At 60.6% G+C, this 15,199-nt stretch carries 13 protein-coding genes; 3 read left to right on the top strand and 10 right to left on the bottom strand.

Features of this window, described 5'->3' with window-relative positions; genetic code table 11:
• Positions 1–168: 168 nt before the first annotated feature.
• Entirely contained in the window at positions 169–522 is a 354-nt protein-coding gene (locus ACJ8PI_RS07490; protein WP_033648487.1) for an AprI/Inh family metalloprotease inhibitor, read from the top strand.
• Between the two features lie 4 nt (positions 523–526).
• Here the strand turns inward: ACJ8PI_RS07490 and ACJ8PI_RS07485 are convergent, their stop codons facing one another.
• Together ACJ8PI_RS07485 and ACJ8PI_RS07480 are read right to left on the bottom strand one after the other, a co-directional pair.
• Entirely contained in the window at positions 527–1,048 is a 522-nt protein-coding gene (locus ACJ8PI_RS07485; RefSeq protein ID WP_033634482.1) for a chromate transporter, read from the bottom strand.
• Entirely contained in the window at positions 1,045–1,611 is a 567-nt protein-coding gene (locus ACJ8PI_RS07480; protein WP_033634481.1) for a chromate transporter, read from the bottom strand. Before ACJ8PI_RS07480 ends, ACJ8PI_RS07485 begins: the two co-directional genes overlap by 4 nt.
• A gap of 103 nt (positions 1,612–1,714) precedes the next feature.
• On the opposite strand from ACJ8PI_RS07480, the gene ACJ8PI_RS07475 reads away from it, so the two are divergent.
• The gene (locus ACJ8PI_RS07475) at positions 1,715–2,626 is read left to right on the top strand and encodes a LysR family transcriptional regulator (protein ID WP_060452975.1); all 912 of its coding nucleotides are present in this window, start codon (positions 1,715–1,717) and stop codon (positions 2,624–2,626) included.
• Positions 2,627–2,914: 288 nt separating this feature from the next.
• The gene (locus ACJ8PI_RS07470) at positions 2,915–4,084 is read left to right on the top strand and encodes a cupin domain-containing protein (protein WP_041035022.1); all 1,170 of its coding nucleotides are present in this window, start codon (positions 2,915–2,917) and stop codon (positions 4,082–4,084) included.
• A gap of 37 nt (positions 4,085–4,121) precedes the next feature.
• Here ACJ8PI_RS07470 and ACJ8PI_RS07465 read toward each other — a convergent pair whose 3' ends face one another.
• From ACJ8PI_RS07465 to ACJ8PI_RS07430, 8 genes are all read right to left on the bottom strand, one after another.
• Entirely contained in the window at positions 4,122–5,426 is a 1,305-nt protein-coding gene (locus ACJ8PI_RS07465) for a cytochrome c (RefSeq protein WP_164134255.1), read from the bottom strand.
• 11 nt (positions 5,427–5,437) lie between these two features.
• Positions 5,438–5,896 carry a (2Fe-2S)-binding protein gene (locus ACJ8PI_RS07460; protein ID WP_033648257.1) on the bottom strand — a complete coding sequence of 153 codons (459 nt, stop codon included), beginning with the start codon at positions 5,894–5,896 and terminating at the stop codon, positions 5,438–5,440.
• A complete protein-coding gene (locus ACJ8PI_RS07455) occupies positions 5,896–8,118 on the bottom strand; it encodes a xanthine dehydrogenase family protein molybdopterin-binding subunit (RefSeq protein WP_164134256.1) in 2,223 nt (740 codons plus the stop codon). Before ACJ8PI_RS07455 ends, ACJ8PI_RS07460 begins: the two co-directional genes overlap by 1 nt.
• Positions 8,119–8,323: 205 nt before the next feature.
• Positions 8,324–9,148 (bottom strand): M55 family metallopeptidase, encoded by an 825-nt coding sequence (locus tag ACJ8PI_RS07450; protein WP_033648255.1) that lies wholly within the window; start codon positions 9,146–9,148, stop codon positions 8,324–8,326.
• A gap of 16 nt (positions 9,149–9,164) precedes the next feature.
• Positions 9,165–10,220, bottom strand: coding sequence for a P1 family peptidase (locus tag ACJ8PI_RS07445; protein WP_033648254.1), 1,056 nt, complete (start codon positions 10,218–10,220; stop codon positions 9,165–9,167).
• Positions 10,221–10,448: 228 nt separating this feature from the next.
• Positions 10,449–12,548, bottom strand: coding sequence for a peptidase domain-containing ABC transporter (locus ACJ8PI_RS07440; RefSeq protein WP_164134258.1), 2,100 nt, complete (start codon positions 12,546–12,548; stop codon positions 10,449–10,451).
• On the bottom strand, positions 12,541–13,815 hold the full coding sequence (locus ACJ8PI_RS07435) for an HlyD family secretion protein (RefSeq protein WP_164134259.1): 1,275 nt from the start codon (positions 13,813–13,815) through the stop codon (positions 12,541–12,543). The genes ACJ8PI_RS07440 and ACJ8PI_RS07435 overlap by 8 nt, the downstream gene beginning before the upstream one ends.
• Before the next feature lie 104 nt (positions 13,816–13,919).
• Positions 13,920–15,197: a TcdA/TcdB catalytic glycosyltransferase domain-containing protein gene (locus ACJ8PI_RS07430; protein WP_164134260.1), complete on the bottom strand. Its 1,278-nt coding sequence runs from the start codon at positions 15,195–15,197 to the stop codon at positions 13,920–13,922.
• Positions 15,198–15,199 lie beyond the last annotated feature (2 nt).

Raw genomic sequence — 15,199 nt, 5'->3', positions numbered from 1 at the left:
TTTATCGCCGGTTAGATCAGAATAATCGAGGATTAAAAAACCTAATCCTTCCCTCATCATCAAGGTGGGTACGTGCTAAAGTGTGAACGGACAGCCGAAAGGAGTGACCCGATGCCAACCTTTTTTCTTATGCGCGCCTTGCGCCGCGCCAGCCTGACGGGAGTCGTTATGAGCGTATTGTGCAGCAGTGCCCTGGGCAGTTCACTGCCATTGCTGGAACCCGCCGCGCTGAAGGGCGACTGGCAGCTCGCCGCCATCGGCGACGGTAAAGCCGTCTGCGAGGTGCAGCTGAGCGACGAAGCGGTGGCCAACACCAACGCCTTCCGCTTCAGCGCCTCCGCCCAGTGCCTGCAGCCGCTGGCGCTGCAAACGTTGCCGGTCGCCTGGCGGCCGACGCCGGACGGCATGACGCTGACCGACGCTGAAGGCGGCATGGTGGCGTTTCTGGCCCTGACCGCGCCGAAGCGCTATGAGCTGATCGATCGCAACGGCCCTTCACGCTTTATGCTGATCCCGCGCTAATCCCTCAGGCGAACAGCAACCCGAGCAGCGCGCCGCCCGCCAGCACCCACAGCGGATGGAGGCGCTTGCTCATGCTCAATCCCGTCGCCAGCGCCACGATCGCCGCCAGCCGCCAGCTGGGCGCAGAAGCCTCGGCGATCAAGATGCCGCTGGCCGCCACCAGCCCCACGGTCAGCGGCACCAGACCGGCCTGCACGATGCGGCGCCACGGGCGATCCTTAAAGCGCCGCCAGGCGCCCATCACCAGCAACGTAACGATGGAAGACGGCCCGAACTTGGCGACCGAAGAAACCAGCAGCCCCGCCCAACCGGCCACGTGCCAGCCGACCAGCGGCACGATCATCATGTTCGGCCCCGGCGCGGCCTGCGCCATGGCGAACAGCGCGCTGAACTCCTGGGCGCTCATCCATTGATGCACCTCCACCACCTGCCGCTGCATCTCCGGCAGAATGGTCATGCCGCCGCCAAACGCCAGCAGCGAGAGCTCGGTAAAGATCAGCGCCAGCGCAATTAAAACCCCGCTCATGACGGCCACCGCCACATCAGCAGAATGCTCAGCGGCGCCAGCACCAGCATGGTCGGCAACAGTGGCAGGCGCAGCCAGGCGATGGCGATCAATGCCAGCGCGACGATCGCCAGCGCCGGCCATTTACCGCGCAGCGGCAGCAGCATCTTGATCCCGGTCGACAACAGCAGCCCGGCGGCAGCGGCGGCCAGCCCGGCGAATACATGCTGCACATGCGGATCGTTTTGGAAGCGGGCGTAGACCACGCCCAACCCCACCACGATCGCCGTCGGCGCGCTGATGAGGCCCAGCAAGGCGCACAGCGCGCCGCGCAACCCGCGAAATTCCATGCCCACCGCCACCGACAGGTTGATGACGTTGCCGCCGGGCAGGAACTGGCACAGCCCGAGCAGCTCGGTGAACTGTTCGCCGCTCAACCAGCGCCGGCGCTCTACCAACATGCTGCGCGCCAGCGGCAGCACGCCGCCGAAGCCGATCAGCCCCAGCCACAGAAAGCCCACAAACAGCTCCGCGTTGCCCGGCGCTGCCGCCGGGTGCGGTTTTAACGTATTGATATCTGACATGACATTGCCATTCCACATCGCTTGTTTTGATGTCTGGTATCATGCGCGCCGCCGTGCCATGATGTCTAATGCATTCCTAAACAACTAAAGATACCTTTGAGGTATGGCAATGATCGAACTGCGTCGCCTGCGGGCGTTCGTCACCGTGGTGGAAGAAGGCAACATCACCCGCGCCGCCGAGCGGCTGTTTATCCAGCAGCCACCGCTGACCCGCCTGCTGCAGGGGCTGGAAGATGAGCTGGGCGTAACCTTGTTGCAGCGCCTGCCGCGCGGCGTGCGCGTCACCGAGGCGGGCGGCGTGCTGTTCGAAGAGGCCCGCGCCCTGCTGGCGCGCGCCGAACGCCTGCGCGAAGCGGTGCAGCGCGCCGCCCGCGGCGAGCAGGGCCACATCGCCATCGGCTTCACCAGTTCCGCCGCGCTGCACCCGTTCGTGCCCAACCTGCTGCGCCGCTACCGCGACATCCTGCCGGGCATCACCACTCAGTTGGAAGAGGCCGGCAGCGGCGAACTGATGGAGGCGTTGCTGGAACAGCGCCTCGACGCTGCCTTCGTGCGCTCGCCGGCCAACGGCATTCCCGGCCTGAGCGTGGAGCCGGTGCTCAGCGAGCCGATGATTGTCGCCCTGCCGCTGGGCCACCGGCTGGCGCATGAAACGCAGCAACCGCTGCCGCTGGCCGAACTGGCCCACGAAGCGTTTATTCTCTATCGCCGCCCGGCCGGCCAGGGGCTGTACGACGCCATCCTGGCCGCCTGCCACCGCGCCGGCTTCAGCCCACGCATCGTGCAGGAAGCGCCGCGCCTGCCGGCCACCCTCAGCCTGGTGGGCGCCGGGCTGGGGCTGTCAGTGGTGCCCGGCTCGATGCGGCGGCTGGGCGGCGACGGCATCGTCTACCGCACCCTCGCCGAAGAGGCGCAGCTCAGCGCCCCGCTTTACCTGGCGCTGCGCCGCAGCCCGGCTTCGCCGATCGTCGAGCGCTTTCGTCAGCTGGTGTTGGAGACCGTGGCGCAGTCTTAAAAAGCCCGAACGGCCAATAATAAATGAAGTTCGTTTATTATTGATTTAAACTATTCGGCGACTAAATTTAATTCCACTTAATGACTATTCAACTTCAGATAAATTAATTAAACCTGCACTCACTTAGTAACAAACGCAAACAAATAAACGCCTACCCAATACATTCCAGCCGCTAGGATTTAAGGGTCACAGCCTATTCCCGCCGATGACAAAACACCTTTCAAGAGCAATTTTGCCTTCCCTGCGCCTGCCTATTCAGACGCGCGGTTTTATATTGGAGAAAATGCTATGCTATCGCGTCGTGATATATTGAAAGTCTCCGCCGTCAGCGCGGCCGCCGCCGGCATGATCGGCGGCATCGTAAAAAATGCCGCTGCCGACGATCATCGCAATATCGTCCCCCCCAGCAGCTATCAGCCGCCTGCCGATGCGCAGCATCTCTATAAATACAAATTCACCGACAGCAAGAAGCGCAGCCTGCCCAGCGGCTGGGCGCGCGAAGCCACCGTCGAGCAATTCCCGATCTCCGAAGGCGTGGCGGGCGTGGACATGACGCTGGAGCCGGGCGGCGTGCGCGAGCTGCACTGGCACGCCATCGCCGCCGAATGGGCGTTTATGCTGGAAGGCCATGCGCGCATCACCATCCTCGATCCCGAGGGCAAATGCGAAGTGGCGGATTTCGGCCCCGGTGACGTGTGGTATTTCCCGAAAGGCTATGGCCATTCCATTCAGGCGCTGGCGGACGGCGCGCATTTTATTCTGGCGTTCGATAACGGCCATTTCTCCGAGTTCGGCACCTTCAGCATTACCGATTGGGTGGCGCATATACCGAAAGAGGTATTGGAAAAAAGCGTCAACATGCCGGTGGCGGTATTTTCCAAGGCCAAACAGGGCGAGGCCTATATTGTCGGCGGCGCCGTTCCGCCCACCTTGCCATTGCCGAAAAACGACGGCGGATTAAATAACGCCCCGCTGACCCACCGCTATGAATTAATGAAGCAAAAACCGTTCTTTGAAAATGACGCCGGCAGCGTGCATTTGGTGTCGTCGAAAGAATTTCCCATCTCCACCACCATGACCGGCATCATCGAGATCGTGAAACCCGGCGCGATCCGGGAATTGCACTGGCACCCCAATGCCAACGAATGGCAATACTATATTGCCGGCAAAGGCCGCATGACGGTGTTCAGCTCACACGGCCACGCGCAGACGGAAGAGTACGCCCCTTCGGACGTCGGTTACGTGCCGCAGGGCTTCGGCCATTACATCGAGAACATCGGCGATGAGGATTTGAAGGTATTGATCGTGATGGACAACGGCATTTATCAGGATATTTCGTTGTCCGACTGGCTGGCGAAAACCCCGGCCTACCTGCTGGCGGACAACTTCAATAATCAGATTGAGGACTGGCAGGATAGACCGAAAGACAAACGGGTGATGTCGCGCCGCAGCCGCTGACGCCACGGCGAGGGAGAAACTCCCTCGCCGCTTTTCTTTACTGCTTGCGCTGCTCCGCCACCTGTTTGGCGGTGACTTTGCCCTGCTTATCGCCGAAGTGGCCGACCACGAAGTTGGCGACCGCCGCCACTTCCTCGTCGGAATAGGCACTGCCGAACGCCGGCATCATTTCATGCCGTTCACCGATGCTGATGCTCGTTCCCTTCAGGATGGCCTGCACCACGCTGCGCCCCTGCGGATCGTTCACCGCCGTGCTGCCCACCAGCGAGGCGTACTCGCTCTGGCGGCCCGGCCCGTTCCACTGGTGGCAGCCGCTGCAGTCGTTGGCGAACACCCGCCGCCCGAGCGACTGCTCTTGCCCGCCCGGCAGGATCGGGGAGGAAGCCCCCGCGCCCTTCGGCTGCAGATTCACCCCCGCGGCGGCGTCGCCGGCGGTCGGTTCGATATCGCGCAGGTATTTCACCAGCGCCAGATTATCTTCCGGCGTCAGGAACTGCAGGCTGTTTTCCACCGCTTCCGCCATCGGGCCGGCGGCACTGCTGCGCCCCGGCGCATGGCCGGTGGCCAGATATTGCGACAGCTGCTGGTCGCTCCAGCCGCCGATGCCGGTCTGTTTGTCCGGCGTGATGTTGGCGGCGAACCAGCCCTGCACCACTTCACCGCTCAGGTGCTTGCTCTGGTTGAGGCCGAACCCCAGATTGCGCGGCGTGTGGCACTCGCCGCAGTGGCCCAGCGCAGTTGCCAGATAGGCACCGCGGTTCCACTGCTCGTCCTTGTTGAGATCCGGCGTAAAGCGTTGCTCATGGAAGAACGCCAGGTTCCAGAATTTCATGCCCCAACGCTGATTGAACGGGAACGACAGATCGTTTTGTGGGTTGGCCTGCTTCACCGGCGGCAGGCTGAACAGATAGGCTTTGATCGCCAGCACGTCGTCGCGGCTCAGCCCAGTGTAGGAGGTGTACGGCATCGCCGGATACAGGTTGCCCTGCGGGCCGATGCCCTCACGCACCGCGCGTACGAACTGATCGTCGCTCCAGTTGCCGATGCCGGTCTCCTTGTCGGCGGTGATATTGGTGCCGTAAATGGTGCCGAACGGCAGTTTGAAGGCGAAGCCGCCCGCATAAGGCGTGCCGCCCGGCGCGGTGTGGCACGCCACGCAGTCGGCGGCACGCGCCAGGTACTCGCCGCGCGCCAGTTTATCGGTGATGCCGGCCGGCGCTCCGGCGATCGGCGCCGCAGGCTCGGCGCCGGTGGGCCGCAGCAGCGTGTACAGCGCATATCCTCCCGCCAACACCACCACGGCGATAATCAGCCATAACAGCCCTTTCAAGGCGTTGCTCATCGCATCTCTCCCTAACCCAACGCCTTGGCGGCCTGGTGGATGGCGGCGCGAATGCGCACATAGGTGGCGCAGCGGCAGACGTTGCCGCCCATCGCCGCGTCGATGTCCGCATCGCTCGGATTTTTACTTTGCGCCAGCAGCGCGCTGGCGCTCATGATCTGGCCGGACTGGCAGTAGCCGCACTGCACCACGTCCAGATCAAGCCAGGCCTCCTGCACCGCCTTGCCTTCCGGCGTGGCGCCCACGGCTTCGATGGTGGTGATTTTTTTGCCGACGGCGGCCGAAATCGGCGTCATGCACGACCGCACCGGCACGCCGTCCAGATGCACGGTGCAGGCGCCGCACATGGCGATGCCGCAGCCGAACTTGGTGCCGGTCAGGCCGGCTTCGTCACGCAAGAACCACAGCAGCGGCATGTGCGGATCGCCCTCGAAGGTCAGCGGCTGCTCGTTTACGGTTAATTGAATCATCAGGTTCTCTCCTTGTCAGACGCCGGGTTCGCGGTGGGATTATGCAGCGGCAGGCTCAGCGAGGTGCGCGGCCGCCCGAGCAGCGCCAGCGCATTGCCGACCGCCGGGGCGATGGTCGGCACCCCCAGCTCGCCCACGCCGGTCGGTTTCTCGCTCGAGGGCACGATGATCACTTCGATCTCCGGCATCTCATCGATGCGCAGCGGGCGGAAGTTATTGAAGTTGGACTGTTCGACCACGCCGTCTTTCAGCGTGATGTTGCCGTACAGCGCCATGCTCAGGCCGTAGCCGATGCCGCCCTCGATCTGCGCGCGGATCACGTCGGGGTTCACCGCCACGCCGCAGTCCACCGCGCACCACACCTTGTGCACTTTCGGGATGCCGCCTTCGCCGATCGACACCTCGGCCACCTGCGCCACATAGGTATCGAACGCCTTGGCGACGCCCACGCCGCGCGCGCGCCCGTCCACCACTTTCGCGCCCTGCCAGTCAGCGGCTTTCGCTACCGCCCGCAGCGCGCCCGCCGCGCGCGGCGCGTCGCCCATCAGCGCCAGCCGCCCTTCTACCGGATCCTGGCCGGTTTCCTGCAGCAGTTGATCGATAAAGCTCTCCACCGCGTGGCCGGTGTGGGTGCTGGCGACCGACCGCAGCGAGGTGGTCGGCACCTTGCCGGGCACGATGTGCGCATCGCAGCGGAAGGCTTCGAAGGTGTATGACACTTCGCTGGCGCCCTCGACCATCATCTGATCGAGTCCGTTGACCACCAGCGCATCCATCGCGCTGTGGCGCGTCCAGGAGTGGCCGACCACGGTATCGGTCCAGCCCACCACCTTGCCGCCGCGAATGGCGCCGCGCAGGCGGTGCAGGATCATCGGGCGATACCAGCCGTTGCGGATGTCGTCCTCGCGCGTCCATACCACCTTCACGCCGTGGCCGGGGCCGATACCCTTGGCCGCCGCCGCCATGTCGGCCGCCAGATCCGGCCCCAGCGTCGGGTTGCCTAAATCGATGCGCCGGCCGAAGCTGCCGCCCGCCAGAATGGTTTCAATCTGCACCTTGTCCGGCGGCAACTCGAACAGATCGCACAGCTGCTTGTGATCGAGCGTTTGAATTTGGCAGCCGTAGCGCGCCTTGACGCTCTCGCCGTCCCAGAACAGATAGCCGTCCAGCGGCTCCATCGGCGCGTGGGCGACGTACGGGAAGGTGTATTCGGCCTCGATCACCTTGTCAGCCTTGTCGAACACCTCGTCCAGCTTGCCGTGGCTCTTCGCCACCACGCCGGTTTTCTGCGCCACCTGGCGGAATTCGGCGTAAATCTCCTCGGTGTTGCGCCGTTCGGCCTGCGCATCGTCCCACGTCACCTTCAGCCGCTCACGCCCCTGGATCGCCGCCCAGGTATTTTTGGCGTAAACCGCCACGCCGGTGGCGATTTGCTTCACCGCTACCACCCCCGGCACCGCCAGCGCCCGTTCGGCGTCGAAGGCCGCCACCTTACCGCCGAAACGCGGCGGTTTCTTGATGGTGACGGTCAGCATGTCCGGCTCATGGATATCCTGCGAGAACTGCGCGCTGCCGTTGGTTTTCGCCAGCGAATCGACGCGATGCAGGCCGCGCGTTTTGCCGATCAGGGTGAAATTAGCCGGTTCCTTCAGCGTCAGGCTGGCGGGATCGGGCGGCGGCAGCGTGGCGGCCAGCGCGGCGAATTCGCCGAAGCCCGCTTCGCGTCCGCTGGCGGCATGGCGAATCTTGCCCGCCTGCACGGTAATTTCCTGCGCCGAGGTTTTCCAGCTCTGCGCGGCGGCCTGCACCAGCAGCGCGCGTGCCATGGCGCCCATGCGGCGCATTTGCTCATAGGCATTGGCCACCGAGCTCGAACCGCCGGTGCCCTGGAATCCGAAGGCCAGGTTTTTGTAGATATGGGTGTCCACCGGCGCGGCGACGACCCGCACCTGCGCCCAGTCGGCATCGAGCTCTTCGGCAACCAGCGTCGCCATGCCGGTATAGACCCCCTGGCCCACTTCGGTGTGTTTACTGATGACGGTGACGACGCCGTCGGCGCCGATCTGAACGAAGGCGTTGGCGTCAAACGCCGCCGCGCCGGAGGCGGCCGGGGCATTCGACCGCGCCAGCGCGCCGGTGGACGGCAGATAGGCGCCGATCACCAACGCCCCGGCACCGACGATAAACCGCCGCCGCGAAAGCGGAACTTGGGATATGCTCATTGCTCATGACTCCAAAAAAGCCGAAGGCGTCACTGCCTTCGGCGAAACAAATCTTGTTATGGGAATGGGTTGTTGCGCCCGTCGGGTGACATAGCGCAACAGAGCAATAATTAGCGTAGCCTATTATCCAGCAGGCCTAATCTTGATAAGGGATTTTTTCGTTGAGGAATCGTGCGCTGCGGGCGGGTAGCCCGCACATCGTGCATCAATTCTGCGTCGTCGCCAGATACGAAAAGACGCTGAGCAGGCGGATTGGCGCCGCCATGTTGTCGCTGTCGAAGGCCACGGTGAGCGCGTCCTGGCGCTCCACGCCGGGCACCAGGCTGAACAGATCCGCCAATACCGGTTTGGCCGCCATCAGCGTCAGCCGGTAAGGCGGCATGAAGCGGCGCTCCACCGGCAGCTTCCCGCCCTGGCGCACCTGCTGCATTGCCCGTTCGCGGATCTCGGCGCGCGCCCGCTGCGGGCTGAGCGATTCGGCGGCGGTTTGCGAGATCGCACGCTTGACGCAGGCATAGCCGACGTGCGGGTAACGTTCCGCTACCCAGCGTTGCAGCTCGTCGTCGCCGCTCACCAGCCACAGCGGCACGTTCAACTCGGCCGCCGCCGCCGCGTACAGATCGCTTTCGCCCACCGCTTCGCCGTTCAGGCTGACGCGGTAAAAGGCCCGGCCGTTGATGGTATGCGCCAGCACGCCATGCTCGCCGGCGGCGCTGTGGTAGCCGATGAACATCAGGCCGTCGTAACGTTGGTGTTGCAGCCCTTCCACCATCGACAGCCCACGCGGTTTACCCTGCACCAGGCGCGCGCGCCCATCGAGGCGATCGGCGCGCAGATTCTGCATCATGGCGTGGCTGTCGGCCACCGTCACCGCGGTGGCCCCGCCGGCGAAAGCGCCGTCGATGGCTGCGTTGACCTCCTGCTCCATCAGCTCGCGCGCCGCCGCATAGTCGGCATGGGCCGGGTTGCATTGCTCCGGCCGCATTACGCCGGCGATACCTTCGATATCCGCAGAGATAAAGACTTTCACGTCACGCTCCCGTTATTTAATTTTCCGCCAACCGATCGAGCAGCGGGCCCAGCGCCATGCGATCGTGCCGCTGGAAACCGCTAACGCCCTCGGCGCTCAGCAACGCATCCAACACCGCGTATTCGGTGGCGTCCGCCGCCGCCGCAAACAGCGGCTCCAGCCGTTCGTCCGGCAGCGTTGCCCCCAGCAACCGGGTGGAAAACGCCAGCGCGATATCGCCGGAGCCGTGCCCCCAATGGCTGCCCACTCGCCCCAGGCCCGCGCCCGCGCGGCGGGCGATGCGGTTAAGCTGGCGGCTGTCCAGCGCCCGATCGCAGGCGATGATGATAATGACCGAACCGGCGTCCACCTGCGGCGGCGGATCCGCCAGCAGCCTGCCCAGCGCCTGGCCAACGCGCACGCCGCTCAGCGTCAACGAGTCGAGGGTGCCGAAGTTGGCCAGCACCAGCACGCCGAGCGTGGTGCCAAGCCCCGGGCAATAGCGCGAGGCGGTGCCGATGCCGCCTTTCAGGCCGAAGCTGCTCATGCCGCGCCCGGCGCCGACGCTGCCGCGCGCAAAGCGGGTGGAATGGTTATCCAGCGCGCTGAAGACGTGCTCCTCGCGCACCGCCATCGCCTGAATATCGTTGAGGTAGCCGTCGTTGCACTCCAGCACCAGCGGGTTGATGGTGGCGCTGCCGCGGCCGATCTGCGGGTAGCGCAGACAGCTGCGCCGCACCATGGCGTTGAACAGCGTGCCGACGGCGAAAGTGTTGCTCAGCAGGATCGGCGTTTGCAGCACCCCCAGCTCGTTCAGCTGCACCAGCCCCAGCGGTTTGGCGAAGCCGTTGAGCACCGCGCTGCCGCACGGCAACGGCTGGTTGAACAGATCGCCCGGCGGCACGATGGCGGTAACGCCGGTCTGGCATTCGCCGTCGGCCAAGGTGTGATGCCCGACGCTAACGCCCGGCACGTCGCACAGGGTATCGGTCGGGCCGGCCGGATAGCGCGCGCCCGGCAGGCGGCGATGGCGCCGCCAATAGCTCAGCAGATTGTCGAGGCTTTGTTGTTCAAACGCCTGGCTGTCCGTCATGGTTCCCTCATCCGCCTTAGCCCATCAGAAAACCAGAATATCGCGCAATGTAAGCGCCCAGTAAATTGAAAACCGGAGCGGGCAGAAAAAATAGCCTTGCTCCGTCGCCGTTCAGACCAACTCGCCGGCATGTGGGGGACCATTTTGGCGGCCCGCAGGCCTGAGCCTTATTGGGTTTTTAGGGGGCAAAACAGGGTTAACGGCCGGTGCCGCCGGTGATATCCCCCCTTATCCAAAATGGATGACCCGATCTGCCGACGCAATGGTCGTTTCACGGTGGGCAATGATCACCTTCGTGATATTGAGTCTCTTGATGGCCTGATTCACCACAGCTTCGCTCTCCTTATCCAGCGCACTGGTGGCCTCATCCAGGAACAAAATCGCCGGCTTCTTGTAAATCGCCCGGGCAATGAACAGGCGTTGCTTCTGCCCGCCGGACAATCCTTCCCCCAGCTCGCCGATCGGGGTTTCATACCCCATCGGCATACGCATGAGCACGTCGTGCAGATAGCTGGCACGGGCACAGGCTTCCATCCAGGCGTCGTCCACCTCGTCCGCGAACCCGCAGATATTTTCCCGGATCGAGCCGGAGAACAGCTTGTCGTCCTGCATCACACAGGCGATCATCTTGTGGTAGTTGTTGATGCCAAGCTGCCGGATATCGACGCCGTTCACCTCAACCCGCCCTGAGTCCGGGGGAAACAACCCGCACAGCACCTTCATCAGCGTGGTCTTGCCGGCGCCCGACGGGCCCACGATGGCCACGCTCTCGCCCGGCGCAACACTGATGTCCAAGGCATCAAAGACCGCCGGTGACTGGCTGTCGTAACGATAGCTCAGGGCATGGGTCGACAATCCCAAAGGTTGCAGGCCCGCCGCGTAAGGAAGGTCCGGTTTACGGTTTTCTCGTGGGTGCAAGGCGATATCGGCGATGCGCTCGTTATGCAGGCCCATCATGCGCAGCTGCAGCAAAAATTCCGTCAGCGACCCGATGCGGTCGGAAAACTGCCCGCGAAAGGCGCCGAACGCCACGAACATGCCGAGGGTCATCTGGTTATCGATCACCAGGCTGGCTCCCAGCCAAAGAATAACGACCTGATCGCAGGCGGCAATGAAGGTGTTGATCCCGCCAAACAGCATGTCCATGCGGGTGACCCGGATACCGGTATTGATAGTGTCGATTTCAAGGTTGAGCCAATGGGCAATGCGACGTTCCGCCATGCCCTGCATCTTGACGGTGGCGATACCGTACAGCGTCTCCATAAAATACGAGCCGGCGCGGGCCTCCCTGACCAGCGCTTCTTCGGACAGTTGGCGATAATAGCCGTAGGTCAGCAGCCGCATCAGCACGTAGATCGCGGTGAACGCAATCACCACCCAGGTCAACCAGCCGCCATACAGCACCATCATCACCAGCACGCCGATCACCATGATGCCGTCCATGATGGCCCCGACAATGCTCGTGGTGAAGGTGCTGCGCAGCGTATCCAGCGAGCCGAAGCGCGACTGAATGTCACCCAGCTTGCGTCGTTCAAAGTAGCCCAGCGGCAGGCGCAACAGGTGGGTAAACAACCCGGATTGCCACTGCACGTTGATGAGCGTCGACATGACCAGCCCGGACCAGGCGCGCACCATGCCGACAGCTGCCCGCAGCAGGATGAACAGCATCAGACCAACGCAGATGAGCGTCAGTAACCCGCGATCGCCGGCGGGAATAGCATGATCCATCACCAGCTGCGTGCCGATGGGCATCACCAGGTTGATGGTTTCGAACACCAGAGACAGGCAAAAGATTTTGCCGAGCGCCCCCTTAAGACCGTGTACGCTGCCAATCAGCGTGCGCAGGTGAATGCGGTGGCGGACGCTGTCGGCGGTGAAGGCGCTGCCGGGCCAGGCCTCAAGCGCCACGCCGGTAAAACTGTGCGACAGTTCCGTCAGGCTGATGGCCCGGCGCCCGCGCGCCGGATCATGCAGCACCGCGCGGTGCCCCTTGATACTGACCAGCACCACGAAATGGTTGAACTCCCAGTGCAAAATACAGGGGAGTTTCAGCGCGCTGAGCTCGTCAATATCAAGTGATAGAGGGCGAGTGGCCAGGCCCAGCTGTTCGGCTATACCGGTTAACCCGGCCAGCGTGGCGCCGCGGGTCGACAGGCTGAACTGCCGACGCAGCGCGATCAGGTCGACGTTTTTGCCGTAGAAACCGCAGATCATCGCCAGGCAGGCCAGCCCGCATTCTGACGACTCGGTCTGGTGCACCATCGGAACCCGGTGGCGCAGCCGCAGATCCAGCTGGCTGATCCGCTGTTTGAACGTGGGCTTACTCATTGATCGGCCCCGTCGCGCTGTGTTTCATGTCGTAGAACGGTGACAACATCCACTGATAAATCTGCCTTTTTTCCAAAAACAGGGTGCTTTGCGCTTTCATGCCGTTTTCCAGGCTCAGACGTTTACCGTCATAGGCAATGACCTGTTTTTCCGGAATGACGATCGTCTTGTAGTACGGCACGGCGGCGGTCAGCGCCGCTTTGGGCGCCCCCTGGTAGGTCAGCATTTCCTGCGGTGAGGCCGGGGCTTTGGAGATGACGGATACCGTAGCGGCAAACTGGCCGAATTTCTCCGCCGGAAAGGCGTCATAACGCACATTGACTTTGTCACCGGCGGCGATGTAGGGGATGGCGTCGTTGGGCACCCATAGCACCAGGGCGTAGTGAGCGATATTGTGGGGGATCACTTGCAGCAGACTGTCACCGACGTTGACCATCTGGCCAACCGTGACGCTCAGCGAATCGATGCGGCCGTCGGCCAGCGCGCGAACGATGATCGCCCCGCCGGCATCAATGTTGAGCCGCTCCTTCTGCAGCTCGTGGCGCTGCAGCTCCATCTGGTAAATCTGGTTGTCGAAGTTGGCGGCATGGATATGGATCTGGCTTTCCAGCGCGGTGATCTGCAGCGCATTCTGTTCGTTCTGGCCGGACAGGCCCAGCAGGTTGTTCTGCTGCTGGTAATACAGCGCCACCTGGTTGGTGAGCTGATCCTTAGTGATCAATCCCTTGGTTTGATAGTGCCGGTAATTCTCCATATTTTCCTTCATGATGCGTATCCCTTCCTGGGCGCGTTTGAGGATGTCGGTTGAACGGGTGAACGCGGCGGTATACTGCGCCTTTTGTTTTTCCAGCATGGTAAGCGTGGCCTGCTTGCTGCTTTCCAGCCGGCTGATGATTTGCGCAATGTGCGCCAGCTGGCCGTCGATATCCCGCTGCTGGTTATCGCTGACTACACCGCTGCGGGTGCTTTTGCTGACGTCAATCTGGTAAATGGGCGCGCCGGCGGCGATCACCTGCCCTTCGGTGACGAATTGTTTGACCACCACCCCCTGGACGGCGGAATAGACGTTGGCGGCCCGGGGATAGGTGCTGATTTCGCCGGTCACGTTGACCCGCCGAGTATAGGTGCCGGCGATTGCGAAGGTGAGAAAAGCAATGAGAAAAAACAGGCAGAGCCCTGCCGTGAGCCAAAAGGGAATGCCGGGTAGCAGGAGGGCCCGACCACGCCATTTCATTTTCTGATTATCGATCGCTTCCTGGCGAAACATGATCAGCGTCCCTTATTGAAAGCTAATATTCAAATTCACAGGCTATTGCATTGGTAATCAAACAAGCGGAACGTCAGTTAATCTGCATTACAAACCATCCCTTTTTATTTGCGCCACGTGGAATAGGCGCCATCAGGGGTATCTATGGTGTGTTGAAACAATGCAATTCCAAAATCAGGATTTTGCATATATTCCGCAATGCTGGAGGGCTCTATCAGACACCCAATATTAAAGGCCTTATAGGCCAACCCCAATAAAACCTCGACAATTAAACCCGGCCCCGTTAAGACCGAGGTAACGCAATAGTTCCTTGTTGTTAACTCGCTCCTCCATGGTAAGATCCTGGTCAGATAACACCTTGACCCATCATCAATATAACAGTCAAATATGCAATTATTTCTTTCTAAAAAGCGGTATCTTTTTTTCATTACTCTAAGAATGATCCTTACCGCCTTGGATTTTTGGTGAGAGGATATGAAGTTATTAAAATAAACACCTTTAAATCTTCTGAGTGATCCTAGCGCCAATAAATTTTTATGAACGTATGTATCCCCCAATGGCAATATCATATCCAGAGAAAAATCAGCGAGATCCAGTTCGATAAGCCTTTTGATTTCTTCAAATCCAACAGCATCTAGCCCTAACTCATTTTCATCGCAGCCGATCACGGCTTCAGGCAGCACCCCTTCTGAATTTATCTTTTTTAAAAAACATACGGTTTTAAACAATAGAAAGGAGTCACTCTCGACAATGCCCTCTTTTCTTATATATTCATTTAATTTATGATATATATTGTCAATGTATGGGAGCGTATCAACATCTATATAAGTGCCGCCATACTGATAGATAATTAAAAGCCTGACAATGTCACTTGCACTGGCAATGTTATGCCTTAGTATAATCTCATAGTAATAATACCTCATAAAATCATCGAAATCATTGCAAAAAAGCTCCGTTATAGACTTTTTTATAAAACCTCTGTTGCCAAACCATGCATCTTCAATCGTTTTTGGCGGTCTCTGATAAGGGATTTTATGCTTGGTTAAGAATTCAATAACGAGCTCATCAAAAGAAAAACCTGCCTTTATTTTTGGATGTATATATTTGAAGGCATGATTTTTTATTTTTAATTCAGCCTTGTCTTTATTTTTAATTTTTTTGACGCTGACAAAATCGCGTATGGCATTGTTTAGCAAATGGCACAGTGAAGAGTCTTGGTCATACCAAAAGAATATCTGCTTATCTTTGTTTGTTTTTTTCCATATGTCGATATAATGCGTATTTACTTCATTTAAGTCACCAATCCATACAAAATGCAGGATATTTGGAACGGATAACCTTTCTACCTTTGATAAATCAATACCCAATGCCTGATGGCTCATTT

It is taken from the genome of Serratia sp. CY82433 (assembly GCF_052166535.1).
Taxonomy (GTDB): domain Bacteria; phylum Pseudomonadota; class Gammaproteobacteria; order Enterobacterales; family Enterobacteriaceae; genus Serratia; species Serratia sarumanii.
This window is presented reverse-complemented; position numbering and strand designations above follow the sequence as displayed.

Bases quoted from the DNA above. Each gene is read 5' to 3' on its own strand.
- ACJ8PI_RS07430 (WP_164134260.1), bottom strand. From the start codon at position 15,197: ATGAGCCATCAGGCATTGGGTATTGATTTATCAAAGGTAGAAAGGTTA.
- ACJ8PI_RS07435 (WP_164134259.1), bottom strand. From the start codon at position 13,815: ATGTTTCGCCAGGAAGCGATCGATAATCAGAAAATGAAATGGCGTGGT.
- ACJ8PI_RS07455 (WP_164134256.1), bottom strand. From the start codon at position 8,118: ATGAGCATATCCCAAGTTCCGCTTTCGCGGCGGCGGTTTATCGTCGGT.
- ACJ8PI_RS07440 (WP_164134258.1), bottom strand. From the start codon at position 12,548: ATGAGTAAGCCCACGTTCAAACAGCGGATCAGCCAGCTGGATCTGCGG.
- ACJ8PI_RS07470 (WP_041035022.1), top strand. From the start codon at position 2,915: ATGCTATCGCGTCGTGATATATTGAAAGTCTCCGCCGTCAGCGCGGCC.
- ACJ8PI_RS07485 (WP_033634482.1), bottom strand. From the start codon at position 1,048: ATGAGCGGGGTTTTAATTGCGCTGGCGCTGATCTTTACCGAGCTCTCG.
- ACJ8PI_RS07465 (WP_164134255.1), bottom strand. From the start codon at position 5,426: ATGAGCAACGCCTTGAAAGGGCTGTTATGGCTGATTATCGCCGTGGTG.
- ACJ8PI_RS07460 (WP_033648257.1), bottom strand. From the start codon at position 5,896: ATGATTCAATTAACCGTAAACGAGCAGCCGCTGACCTTCGAGGGCGAT.
- ACJ8PI_RS07480 (WP_033634481.1), bottom strand. From the start codon at position 1,611: ATGTCAGATATCAATACGTTAAAACCGCACCCGGCGGCAGCGCCGGGC.
- ACJ8PI_RS07490 (WP_033648487.1), top strand. From the start codon at position 169: ATGAGCGTATTGTGCAGCAGTGCCCTGGGCAGTTCACTGCCATTGCTG.
- ACJ8PI_RS07445 (WP_033648254.1), bottom strand. From the start codon at position 10,220: ATGACGGACAGCCAGGCGTTTGAACAACAAAGCCTCGACAATCTGCTG.
- ACJ8PI_RS07475 (WP_060452975.1), top strand. From the start codon at position 1,715: ATGGCAATGATCGAACTGCGTCGCCTGCGGGCGTTCGTCACCGTGGTG.